Origin of the sequence: Streptomyces sp. NPDC006365 (assembly GCF_042870755.1) — a bacterium.
GTDB lineage: Bacteria > Actinomycetota > Actinomycetes > Streptomycetales > Streptomycetaceae > Streptomyces > Streptomyces xiangluensis.
Window position 1 is genome coordinate 423828 of sequence record NZ_JBIAHS010000003.1, and the last position, 12295, is coordinate 436122.

A 12295-nucleotide genomic window follows, 5' to 3' on the forward strand; every position below is an offset into this window, starting at 1 on the left:
CACGGTCGTCGTGCGGTGGTGCTGTGACCGCGGGTGAAGTCACCAGCCCAGCAGTCCGGCCAGCCGTTCCCGGTGGTGTGCGGCGCCGCCCAGCAGGACGGCGTCGGACTGGGCGCGCCGGAAGTACAGGTGCGCGTCGTGCTCCCAGGTGAAGCCCATGCCGCCGTGCAGTTGGACGCACTCGGCGGCGACGGACACGAACGCCTCGCCGCACCATGCCTGCGCCACCGCCGCCGCTTCGGCCAGCGACTCGGGCGAATCGGCCGCGCGGACGGCGCGCACCACCGCCGACCGCCCGGCTTCGACCTGGAGCAGCATGTCGGCACAGGTGTGCTTGATCGCCTGGAAGCCGCCGATGGCCCTGCCGAACTGCGTGCGGTCGCGTACATGGGCCACCGTCATGTCCAACGCGGCCTGCGCGCCCCCGAGTTGCTCGGCGGCCAGGGCCACCAGGGCCACATCCAGGGCACGGCTCACGATGTCCGCCCCCTCTCCCCCGGCGGTCAGGGGCCGGGCACGGGCGCCGGAGAAGGAGACCACCGCCTGTCCGCGGCTGAGGTCCAGGGTGGGCACTCGGCGGACCGTCACCCCGGGCTCCCCGGGGTCGGCGAGGAAGAGGTCCAGGCCGTCGGCGCCGCAGGCGGCGACGACCAGGCGTTCCGCGTCGGCACCGTCCAGTACGAAGGGAGCGGTGCCGTCGAGGAGCGGGACGCCGCCCCGCCAGGTGACGGCCACCGGCACGGCGTCCGGCCGCCACACCCCGTCGGGCGCCGCCACCGCCAGGGCGTGCACCTTGCCCTCGGCCAGGTCCACCAGCGCCCGGTCGGCTGTGCCGCAGCCGGCCAGCACCTGCCCGGCGAGAACGGTGGAGGACAGCAGGGGCACCGGCGCCAGGGTCCTGCCCAGCTCCTCGCAGACCGCGGCGATCTCCGCGAGGCCGCCGATACCGCCGGCCGCCTCGGGCAGACCCAGGGCCGCGAGTCCGACCTGCCGGCCGAGGGTGTCCCACAACTTGGCGTCGATGCCCGGGGAATGCTCGGACAGCCGGCGCACGGCGGCGGTGCCGCCGGCGTCGGCGCACACAGACCGTACGGTCTCGCGCAGGTCGTCCAGTTCGGCGTCGGACAGGGCCGTGCCGTCGGTCACGGTGCTCGTCATCGTGCGCTCCCGCTCTCGTCGCGCTGCTCCAGCACGGCACTGTGTGCCGCGGCCATCCGGGCGACCGGCACGCGGTGCGCGGAACAGGACACGTAGTCGAGGCCCAGGCCGTCGCAGAAGGCGATGGACTCCGGGTCTCCGCCGTGCTCACCGCACACGCCCAGCTTGATGTCCGGGCGTACGCTCCGTGCCCGCTCCACCGCCAGGGCGATCAGCGCGCCCACCCCGTGCGGATCGAGCCGGGCGAACGGACTGGCCGTCAGGAACCCGCGCTCCTGGTACGAGGCGAGCACCTGGCGCTCGACGTCGTCCCGGGAGAACCCGTAGGTGAGCTGGGTGAGGTCGTTGGTGCCGAAGGAGAAGAACTCGGCGTGTTCGGCGAGTTCGCCGGCCAGCAGCGCGGCGCGCGGTGTCTCGATCATCGTGCCGAGCCGGTACGGGACCTCCACCCCGGTGCGGGCGGCAACCGCGTCGGCGGCACCGCGTACGTACGCGGCCGCGGCGGCCAGTTCCTCCGGCAGGCTGACGAGCGGGATCATCACCTCCAGCTCGGGCCGCACTCCGGTGGCGGCGACATCGGCCCAGGCGGTGAAGAGCGCCTCGGCCTGCGCCGGGTAGAGCCTCTCGTGCAGCAGGGCCAGGCGCACGCCGCGCAGACCGAGCATCGGATTCGCCTCACGCAGTGCGGCGGCCCGCTGCTCCTCGGCGGCGTCCTGCGCCTCCCCGGCGGCGGGCAGGAACTCGTGCAGCGGAGCGTCCAGCAGGCGCACGGTCACCGGCCGGTCCCCGACCGCGGTCAGCAGGGCCTTGAAGTCCTCGTGCTGGGCCTGTTCCAGTGCCGACAGCGCCTCGTCGCGGGCCGCGGCGTCGGCCGCCAGGATCACCCGGCGGATCAGCGGCAGCCGGTCGCCGAGGAACTGGTGCTCCGTACGGCACAGCCCCACACCCTCCGCGCCCAGGGCGACGGCGGTGCTCACCTCCGCCGCGGTGTCGGCGTTGGCGCGCACGCCCAGTCGGCGCATCCCGTCCGCCCACTCCAGCAGGGTGGACAGTTCGGGCGGCGGTCCGGCGACACTGACGCTCAGCGTCCCCTCGTAGACGGCTCCGGTACGGCCGTCCAGCGAGACGGGATCGCCTTCGCGCAGTACCCGGTCCCCGATCTGTACGGTGCCGGCGGCCCGGTCGGCGCGCAGTCCCTCAGCGCCGCACACGGCGGGTTTGCCCGCACCGCGCGCCACCACGGCGGCGTGCGAGGCGATACCGCCGCTGCCGGTGAGCACGGCGACGGCGGCCAGCATCCCGGGGACGTCGGCCGGAGTCGTCTCATGGGCCACGAGCACGACCTGCGTGCCGTCCGCGGCCAGTTCGAGGGCGCGTTCGCTCGACAGGACGATCGCACCGGTCGCCGCCCCCGGGGAGGCGGGCAGTCCCTTCACCAAGAGCTGCTCGCCGCCGGTCAGCCGGAGTTGGGGGTGCAGCAGTTCCTGTACCTGCGCGGGGCTGATCCGGCGTACGGCTTCTTCCCGGTCGAGTGCTCCGTCCCCGGCCAGGTCCGCGGCGAGGCACACCGCCGCACGTAGCGGCGGGCGGCTCTGCGCCGAGGCGGCCAACAGCGAAATCTCGCCGTCGCGCACCTCGAAGTCGACGGTGACCGGGGCGTGCAGATGACGTTCGAGGGTGAGCAGCGAGTGCTCAAGCAGCGCGGAACTCCCGCCCAGCTTCTCCAGCGGCTCGCCCATGCGCGGGGGCGGCGCGCTGCGGCGTACGCCCCGGAAGAAGGAGCCCTGCGGCGAGAAGCGGCCGCTGTCGGGGTGCCGGCTGACCGCCGTGCCGAAGCCGGAGTGGTCCCATGGCCCGATGCGCACGGCCTGGACATGCAGTGCGATGCCCAGCTCTGCGGGGAGCCGCTGGGCTTTGCGGGATCGCCTGGCCCGGGGTGAGGCCCACCTCCCCAGCACCGCCCGAGCGGCCAGCGCGAGCTGCTCGGCCGGGTCGTCGGGGTACGGCCGCTCGGCATGCCTGGTGACCGTCGAGAGCAGTGCGTCGACGCGGGCCCTGGGATCAGGGGCGTCGAGCGATGCGTCGTCGAGCTCCGGTGCGGGCACGTCAAGGGCGTACTCCGCGATCATCCGGACGGTGGCCGCCCATACCTCGTACAGCACCTCGTCGCGGCCGATGACGGCACGGATGCCATCGGCGTCGGCCGGGGTGATACCGATGCAGGCGAGTTCCGGCGGCAGCCCGGCGACCTCGGTCGACGCGCTCGCCGACAGACGCAGCAGCAGCGGCCTGCTCCGGTCGCCGATCCGCCGTCCCGACAGCTGCTCCACGAGCTCCAGGGCGGCGCGGGCGGTACCCGGCTCGTACAGCGACGCGGCCGAGCCCGCCGACACCGTCAGTCCGGGCACCACTGGAAGCCCGAGGGCCACCAGCCGGTCCATGGCAGTGCCGTGCGTGCCCAGTTCACCGGCGTCCAGCCCTCGGATCCGTCCCTGGCCGTAGGGCACCAGGGCGTGGCTGGGGGTGTGCGTCTGTGCGAGTGCGCCGGAGTGGCGGTCGGTGATGCTCAACCCCGGCTCCTGGTGACGAGTTCCTCTTCGAGCGCCTCGTCCTTCGCCCGGCTGATCCCCAGAACCAGCAGCAGCTCCTGGTGGAGCCGCATCCACACGGTGTGGTACGAGTCGCACAGGGGCGAGGCCAGCCACTCCACCGCGCCGTCGTCGAAGCGGTCGAGGGCTTCCTCCAGGGCCGTGACATACTGCCCGCTGCCCGACGGCAGCCCGTCCAGCCTGCGCAGTACGGGCTGGATGGCCTCGTGCACGTCTTCCAGCGACTCGCGCACCCCGGCGTCGTAGACACTGTCGCTGTGGTCGTTGACCGTGCCGTCGGGCCGGCACTGCCAGGCCGTGCACACCTCGCGCAGCTTCCGGTTGACGGGCAGGAAGGCCTCGTACGCCGCGGTGATCTGCTCCTCCTGCGGGGAACCGACCGGAATCCGGAGGATCCGCGCCGCGGCGGCCTTGGCGGGCTCCGTCGGCAGCACCATGGGGCCCTTCACCATGGCCAGCCCGGCGTCGACCAGGGGGCGGTGGTCCGACTCGGGCCTGCCGCGCCACATCCCACGCAGAACGAGGTCGACAACGGCTTCGGTGAGGTTCTCGTCGAGAGCGTCTGTCCGGCCCACGGCAGCAGATTGCATCGCCACACCATTTCCCCGGTGCTGTCGCCCGGTCCTCAGATCTGTGTTGCCCGGAGGTTACGCTCCGACGGAGGTGTTAGTGAAGAGCTAATCAAGAAACACTTTCCGGAGCGTTCGGCAGAGACCGGCCGCTGCTCGCCCCCGAACGCACCCGGGCGGTGAGGAACGACGTCATCCGCGCCTGCGCCTCACCGCTCCCGGCCAGGTCGGCGATCAGCCGCGCCTCCTCGTCGAGGTGACGGCTCAACCCGCCCTCGGCACCGTCACGCAGCAGGCGCTTCGCGGCGCGCAGCGCCTCACCCGCCCCACCTGCCAGTTCGGCGGCGGTCCGGTACGCAGCCTCGTCCACTTCGTCGTCCTCGACGGCCCGGGAGACCAGACCGAGCCGCTCGGCCTCGTGGCCTGTGAGGACTCGGTTGGTGAGGACCAGGTCGGCCGCCAGACGGGGACCCACCAGGCGCGGCAGGAGCCAGGTGGCCCCGCAGTCCGGGGTGAGCCCCATCGCCGTGTAGGCCAGCCGGAAGCGTGCCGACCGTGCGGCCAGGACCATGTCGCCGACCAGGGCGAGACCGATTCCGCCGCCCGCGGCGGCGCCGCGCACCGCGGTCACCACGGGGACGGGCAGCTCGTACAGAGTTCGCACCGCCACGTGTGCGGCGGTCGCCACGGCATGCACATAGGCACCCGTCTCCTCACCCCGGCCGGCGAAGGCGCGCAGGTCACCGCCCACACAGAAGGTGGCGCCGGCCGCCCGCAGCAGAACCGCGCCGCCCGGATCGGCAGCCACCTCGACGGCTGCGTCCCGCAGCGCCTCGGCCGTCGGGAGGTCCAGGGCGTTGCCTCTCCCGGGGTCCTCCAGCCTCAACTCGACGACTCCGCCGGGATGACGGACGACACGGACCGGCTGGGTGCTCATAGGGTCTTCTTCCGTCGTCGAGGACCGCCGGGCCGAGTGCTCCCAGATCAAACGCTCCTCAGATCGCACGCTCCTCAAGTCGAGCGCCACCCAGCAAGATACTGAAGACGCTGTACAGTTTCTAGGACGCGACGGGCATCGGTGCCCGTAGCCCGTCGGCAGGAGGAACCGTGCCTATCCAGTTCGATGTCGATCCACTTGTCGCCCGACTCGCCGCCGCCACCGCGGAGTTCGTACGCGACGTGGTCATCCCGGCCGAGCGCGAGTGCGGAGGGTCGGTGCACGACGCTCCGGAGGCCCTGCGCGACACCCTTCAGAAAGGCGCCCGCGAGGCAGGCGTGTTCGCACCGCACGTGCCGGCGCGGTGGGGCGGGCACGGGCTCGACCTGCGCGGACAGGCGGTGGTGTTCGAGGCCGCCGGGTACTCGCTGCTGGGCCCGCTGGCGCTGAACTGCGCGGCTCCGGACGAGGGCAATATGCATCTGCTGGAGAAGGTGGCCACGGAGGAGCAGAAGGACCGCTTCCTGCGGCCGCTCGCCGCGGGCGAGGTGCGGTCCTGCTTCGCGATGACCGAACCGGCTCCGGGGGCGGGCGCCGACCCCCGCTCCCTGCGGACCACCGCGACACGGGTCCCCGGCGGGTGGCGCATCGACGGCCGCAAGTGGTTCATCAGCGGGGCCCACGGTGCAGGCTTCGCGATCGTCATGGCCCGTACCTCCGGCAGCCCCGGCGACCCGGGCGGCGCGACCATGTTCCTGGTCGACGCCGACACGCCGGGCATGCGCATCGTCCGGGACATCGAGACCCTGGACGAGGGGCTCTTCGCCGGGCACAGCGAACTCGCCTTCGAGGAGTGCGTGGTGAGCGAGGACCGAGTGCTCGGAGCCGTGGACCGCGGCTTCGAGAACGCCCAGGTCCGGCTCGGCCCCGCCCGAATGACCCACTGCATGCGCTGGCTGGGAGCAGCCCGTCGCGCCCAGGACGTCGCACTGGAGCGGGCGGGCACCCGGACGGCGTTCGGCTCCGTACTGGGAGACCTCGGCATGGTGCAGCAGATGGTGGCCGACTCCGAGATCGACATCGAGGCCAGCCGCGCCCTGATCCTGCGCACCGCCTGGGAGCTGGACACCGGCTCGGCCGCCGCCTCGCAGCTCACGTCGGTGTCCAAGACCTTCGTGGCGGAGGCCGTGAACCGGGTCGTCGACCGGGCGGTGCAGATCTGCGGAGCACTCGGCATCTCGGCCGACGACGCCCCGCTGGCGCGCCTGCTCAGGGAGGTGCGGCCGTTCCGGATCTACGACGGCCCGTCGGAGACGCACCGCTTCGCGATCGCACGCCGCGCGGTGAAGCCCTACCGGCAACCACGCCCGGAGGCCGCTGCCGGCTCGTGACCGGGCCGGCTCCGGCGACTGCCGGGGCTCTGGGAACCTACGGCGTCATCACCAACCACCCAATCGCGTACGGCAGATCATGGCCGACCGCGTCATGCGGCTGCCCACGCCCAGCCATGGCCCGATGCAACCGCGTGGCGAAAAACACGTCCGGGGCGCGAGGCGTGCCGAACTCGCCGTACGCCGATTCGACTCGGCGTGCGGCGCGCCCTCTCCGGGTCTTGCCAAACCCCTTGCGTTGCAACGCTGTTGGACCGCCTGCGCGAGAGCGCAAAGCGTGGAGAAAGATCGAATAAGTCGGCAACCGGGCGGAGATGTCGCATTCCATACCCGGCACCGCCGCCGACATCACCGTCGGCGTTCACTGCGCGCGGGCACATACTCAGACATGCGCTGCTGTTTCTCCGCTCCCCTCGCGGCCCTGTCGGCCCTGCCCTCTCCCTGTGAAGTCCTACGATCCGGTGCCCTCTTCGCCCCCTCTTTACTGCGGGCCGCTGCCGGTGCACTCCATGGCTCCGCACGCAAAAGCCGCCGTCACCCCGACACCCTGGCAGCCGTCCACCTGGAACTGGTCACCCTGACCGAGGACCGCGCCGTCATCACCTGGTACACCGGGATACCCGGCACCGACGACGGGCTGGGCCACATGCTCCCCGCCGTCACGGAGGGCGAGGTCGTCTACGGCACTCACCCCGCCCGGCTGGACCGCAGTGCGGCGGAGGACCGGCCCACAGCGCACCACCATGTGGAGCTCACGGGCCTGGAGCCGGGGCAGACGTACTACTACCAGGCCCGCTCGCGGGGCGCGGTCGCCACGCCCACCCCGCTGCACCTCGTCCGCGGCAACGCCGTCGGCACCAACCTCTACGGTCTCGGCACGAGCGGAGGTCCGTACTCCTTCACCACACCGCAGCCCCCGCCGGGACGGCACCTGATGTCGATCGCGCTCTGCAACGACCTCCACATCGGGGAGACCACCGCCGGCCTCATGACCGGCGTACCCCTGCTGCGCGGAGTGGCGCAGGAGCCGGGGCTCGCACCGTATCCGGAGATCATGAGCCGCGCCCTGGTGGAGGAGGCCAGGCGGCGCGGAGCGGACGTGCTGCTGGCCGCGGGGGACATCTCGGCCGGCGGTGCGCTGCGAGACCTGGCCGAGGCCAAGCGGATCCTGGACGGCTTCGGCAGCCACGGACAGGACTACTTCGTCGTACGCGGAAACCACGACCGGCCCCGCCGCGACAGCGGCGGTGACGCATTCCGCGAAGGGTTTCTCGGCGGCGAAGGGCCCGCGTACTTCGCCCGCGACCTCGGCGGGCTGCGGATCGTCGGGCTCGACACGTACGAGAAGGACGGCAACGGCGCCGACGCCGGCGGGCTCGGCGCCGAGCAACTGGCCTGGTTCCGGGCCCGGTTGAAGGAGCACAGGGACCAGCCCACCATCGTGTTCGGCCACCATCCGCTGACCGTACGGGACTCCGTCTTCCCCGTGGCCCGCGGTCAGCGCCTGGGCCGCCGTCAGGCCCGCTCCATCCTCGAGGCCTACGCCGCCGCGCCCGGTGTCTTCCTCCACCACGCGGGCCACACCCACCGCAACAAGCGCACCGTCCTGCCGCAGGCCCCGCACGTCACCCTGCAGGAGGTCAGCGCCGCCAAGGACTACCCCGGCGGCTTCTGCCTCCTGCGGATCCACTCCGGCGGCTATGCCCTCAACCACTACAAGACCAGCAGCGCGGCGGCCCGCGCATGGGGCGAACGCAGCCGCCGGGTGGCCGGTGGCCTGTGGCCGCACCACGCCCTCGGCCGCTCGGTCACCGACCGCAACAGCATGACCGCCCACGACCTGTCCGGCATCAGCCCTCTTCGACTTGCGGCCACAGGGCCGGCGGGCCTCTGACATCCCCTTGCCCGCCTACGCCACCCACCTGGTCGCGGCTCTTGTGCGCCGACCGACCCACCACGTGCGGTGAGGCATTAGGACAATCGGGCTGTTTCTGCTCGTATCCGATATTCGCCCGGCGGGCAAGTGCATAGACACCTGGACTAGACAGACCAGGGGTGTGCCATGACCATCAACCTCCCGGCGCAGGCCGATGCGCGCCGCGCCGCACAGCTTCAGGCTCCACCACCGTCCCTGATGCTCAGGACCTACCGGAGGCTGCTGCCCCTGCGGATGCGCAGGGTCGTCCGGGCCCGGTTCGGTGCGGAGCAGTGGGAGAGGCTGCGGCAGCGGCTGGAGAGACCGGCGGCCCTGGCGCGCGAGGCACGGCACCGTCGGCTATGCGCGCGCCTGAAGCGCCGAGGGCTGCTTCGGGGCGGCGAACGGGTGCCCGTACAGACCGCCGGAGGGACCCGTATCGCCCTGCTGCAAGCGGGCGTGACACCCCTTCTGGCCCGGGAGCACAATCTGCGACTGGTGCTGAGCACGCTGGAGAAGGCGGGCGTTGAGCACTTCGTCGTACGCAATGCCGCGAGCACCTCCTCCGCCGTGGGGATCAGCTCCGAAGACCGGGCGGCAGCCGAAAGCGCACTGGTCGCCATGGGCGCGGACGTGCCGGCCTACCTCACGCGGACGGGTGGATCCGAACGGGCCCGGGACCAGCGTGCAGAACCGGCCGGCTCCCGGCGTTCCTGGGACCGGGCCGCCGGCCGGCAGGTCATCCGCGTCTTCTGCTATCTGGTCGACGCCGCCGCGCCCGGAATGGTGCTGGGCGCGGGCTACGGCTGCGACATCGAGTTCTGGCGACCGTCCGAGGAGGGCGCCGAACTCGTGGCGCCGCGCCGCAACCGTACCTGCGAGCACGTCTGCCGGGAGGCGCCGGCGGTAGAGGTCCCTGGCCGCCGCTTCACCCGGCTCGCGTCCGAGCACACCCTGCCGCAGCCCGCCACCGTACGCACCCGGCGCGAGTTCGCCGAGCCGGTGCCCGACGACATCCAATTCCCCGTCGACGCCGTGTACACCTGGGTCGACGGCTCCGACCCCGAATGGCAGCGGCGCCGCGCGAGGGTCGTGGGAGAGCCGTACCACCCGCAGGCCGCCAACGCGGCCCGCTATCTCAGCCGTGACGAGCTGCGCTATTCGCTGCGCTCGCTGCACATGTACGCCCCCTGGATCAGGCATGTCTACCTGGTCACCGACCAGCAGGTTCCCTCTTGGCTGGAGACCGGACACCCTCGGCTCACGGTCGTGGACCACCGGGAGATCTTCACGGACCCCGCCGTGCTCCCGACGTTCAACTCGCACGCCATCGAGAGCCAGCTGCACCACATCGAGGGGCTCGCCGAGCATTTCCTCTACTTCAACGACGACGTCTTCCTCGGGCGCCCCACGGTGCCGCAGCACTTCTTCCTGGCCAACGGCATCAGCAAGTTCTTCGTCTCGAAGGCGTTGCTGCCGCCCGTCGGAAGTGCGGGTGCGGACGACGTACCGGTCTCCGCCGCGGGCGTCACCAACCGCCGGCTCCTTCAGGCCCGCTTCGGCAGCAGCATCACCCAGAAGATGAAGCACACACCGTCCGCGCTGCGGCGCAGTGTGCTGGCCGAGATCGAGCAGGTCTTCGCGGAGGACCACCAGCGCACCGCCGCCCACGCCTTCCGCAGCCCGGACGACATCTCGATCACCAACTCGCTGCACCACTACTACGCGTTCCACACGGGCCGGGCCGTGCCCGGCGGCATCCGCTACGACTACATCGACATCTCCCAGCCCAGCAACGCCCCACGGCTGCGCCGTCTGCTGGCCACCCGGTCGAATATCGCCTTCTGCCTCAACGACACGGTGACCTGCGACGCCGAGAACCACACCGATGTGGCACTCGTACAGCGCTTCCTGGACAGCTACTTCCCCGCCCCCAGTCCCTTCGAGCACCAGCCCGACCACAAGGAAGCGCTCACCCTGCCATGCCCCTCGCCATCAGGCTCCCTCACCATTCCGGCATCCTCGAGGCCGACAGATCCTATCCACGCGCGCTCAACGTCCTGAGCCGCAAGCAGACCGCCGTACAGCGGCAGCTGCGCCGATCGGGCCTGGCGGGGTACGAACCCGTGACCCAGGCGACACTGCTGGCCCTGGCGCAACAGGCGCCGCCGGGCAGCGCGGTGTACGACGTCGGCGCGCACATCGGGCTCTACGCCGCACTGATCGACGCGGTGTACGGCCACCGGCTGTCGGTGCACGCCTTCGAACCGACACCGGACACGGCACGCATCTGTGGGGACATCCGCCGGCACAACGGCCTCGGCTTCGAGCTGATCACCTCGGCGGTCTCCGACACGCCGGGCACCGCCGAGCTCTGTCTGTCCCTGAAGGCCGAATCCTCCAACTCCCTCAACGCCGCACATCGCAAGCACACCGAGACGGTGAGCGTGCCGGTCACCACGCTGGACGCGTTCACCGAGGAACGGTCGGTCCGGCCCCACCTCATCAAGATCGATGTGGAGACGCTGGAGGGCCAGGTGCTGGCGGGTGCGCTGGAGACGGTGCGCCGGCACCGGCCCTGGATCGTGCTGGAGATCCTGCCCAGCTCCGACCATGACGCCTTGGGCCGGGCGTTGGATGTGCTCACCGAGCTGGGGTACGGACTGCATCTCCTCCAGCCGGAGAGCCCGTGGCCCGGCAGAAACCGCGGCGACTACCGCCCGCACGTGGGCAGTCCGTGCCGCGACTGGCTGCTCGCACCCGCGCCGCTCACGTACGACTTCCACCATGCGGTACGCACCTGGCTCAGGGCCATCCTGGCGTGCGACGAGCGCACCAACCTGATCGTCCCCGCCGGCGTCCCCTTCCCCCGCGGGTGGAACGCCCCGTATCGGTCCGCCCTGGTGAGCTCACCTTGAAGATCCTCTGTCTCAATCGCCGTACGTTCCCCTCGCATACGGCCCGGTTGAGGCTCTGGCATTCAAGGGTTACATCGTCGGATCCGTACACCGAAGGCGCGAGTGCCGCGACGGTAGCCGTGGCCTCCTGTGCACCTCCAGCGTCTCGCTGTTGCGAGTCAGGACGTTGCTGACGGTGGGGCCAATCAAGCCAGTGGGGCCCGCTCCGACGTAGGGCGTGTCAGCTTCGGAGGGTCCGGAGGTGTATGCGCCCTCCCCTTGTCCGGCTCCCTGGGGAACCAGTCCGCGCGCCACCCGCTCCGCGGCTTCGGCGACCGTCTCAACCACCTGGGCCGACGAGCGTTCGGGCGATCGGAGCACCAACCGGTTGTTCTGCGTTGTCCCACGTCAGACAGCCACCGAGAAGGGAGATCACGTGCTCACGTGACGCTCGGGTGTCACGTCGTGGGCCCTGGAAAACGACGTGCGAAAGCTGACCGTGAGGGCGCGGGTTGCATTCGGCCACGCCACCGCCTTCGCTGTCAACCGCGGACAAGACGGTTTCCTGCCATGGGAGTTGGGCCCTCGCGGAGTCGACAGCCACGCCCTTGTGGAGCACGTCGTCGATGCTCCACGTCACTGCCCGACGCACCCGAGGCACCGGGGCCGCGTCCGCATGATGCAGCGGCTGCACGGGGATTGACTGTGAAACCGGTCCCCTCCTACGGTTCCACCGGCGAGCCGAACACAGTTCGGAATATCGAACTCTGGCGTGCCGCGAGGAACGCCCCATTCCGAAGGCGAAAGGACGAGCCGCCC

Annotated in this window: 8 protein-coding genes; 4 read left to right on the top strand and 4 right to left on the bottom strand. The window is 71.4% G+C overall.

From position 1 onward, the window contains the following. Positions 1 to 39: 39 nt before the first annotated feature. The 4 genes from ACFYO0_RS11175 to ACFYO0_RS11190 all read right to left on the bottom strand — a co-directional run bounded on the left by ACFYO0_RS11175 (position 40) and on the right by ACFYO0_RS11190 (position 5273). The gene (locus ACFYO0_RS11175) at positions 40 to 1158 is read right to left on the bottom strand and encodes an acyl-CoA dehydrogenase family protein (protein ID WP_388673522.1); all 1119 of its coding nucleotides are present in this window, start codon (positions 1156 to 1158) and stop codon (positions 40 to 42) included. Next, on the bottom strand, positions 1155 to 3728 hold the full coding sequence (locus tag ACFYO0_RS11180; RefSeq protein ID WP_388673524.1) for a putative PEP-binding protein: 2574 nt from the start codon (positions 3726 to 3728) through the stop codon (positions 1155 to 1157). The genes ACFYO0_RS11175 and ACFYO0_RS11180 overlap by 4 nt, the downstream gene beginning before the upstream one ends. Further along, positions 3725 to 4357 (bottom strand): hypothetical protein, encoded by a 633-nt coding sequence (locus tag ACFYO0_RS11185; RefSeq protein WP_388673526.1) that lies wholly within the window; start codon positions 4355 to 4357, stop codon positions 3725 to 3727. Before ACFYO0_RS11185 ends, ACFYO0_RS11180 begins: the two co-directional genes overlap by 4 nt. Positions 4358 to 4448: 91 nt before the next feature. Next, positions 4449 to 5273 carry an enoyl-CoA hydratase/isomerase family protein gene (locus ACFYO0_RS11190; protein WP_388673528.1) on the bottom strand — a complete coding sequence of 275 codons (825 nt, stop codon included), beginning with the start codon at positions 5271 to 5273 and terminating at the stop codon, positions 4449 to 4451. Between the two features lie 170 nt (positions 5274 to 5443). Between ACFYO0_RS11190 and ACFYO0_RS11195 the strand changes: the two genes are divergently transcribed. The 4 genes from ACFYO0_RS11195 to ACFYO0_RS11210 all read left to right on the top strand — a co-directional run bounded on the left by ACFYO0_RS11195 (position 5444) and on the right by ACFYO0_RS11210 (position 11497). After that, positions 5444 to 6664 carry an acyl-CoA dehydrogenase family protein gene (locus ACFYO0_RS11195; RefSeq protein ID WP_388673530.1) on the top strand — a complete coding sequence of 407 codons (1221 nt, stop codon included), beginning with the start codon at positions 5444 to 5446 and terminating at the stop codon, positions 6662 to 6664. A 388-nt stretch (positions 6665 to 7052) separates the two neighbouring features. Next, the gene (locus tag ACFYO0_RS11200) at positions 7053 to 8558 is read left to right on the top strand and encodes a metallophosphoesterase (RefSeq protein WP_388673532.1); all 1506 of its coding nucleotides are present in this window, start codon (positions 7053 to 7055) and stop codon (positions 8556 to 8558) included. Between the two features lie 168 nt (positions 8559 to 8726). Then, positions 8727 to 10643: a stealth family protein gene (locus ACFYO0_RS11205; RefSeq protein ID WP_388673534.1), complete on the top strand. Its 1917-nt coding sequence runs from the start codon at positions 8727 to 8729 to the stop codon at positions 10641 to 10643. A gap of 62 nt (positions 10644 to 10705) precedes the next feature. Further along, complete coding sequence (locus tag ACFYO0_RS11210) at positions 10706 to 11497, top strand: FkbM family methyltransferase (protein WP_388673536.1); 792 nt, start codon at positions 10706 to 10708, stop codon at positions 11495 to 11497. Positions 11498 to 12295 lie beyond the last annotated feature (798 nt).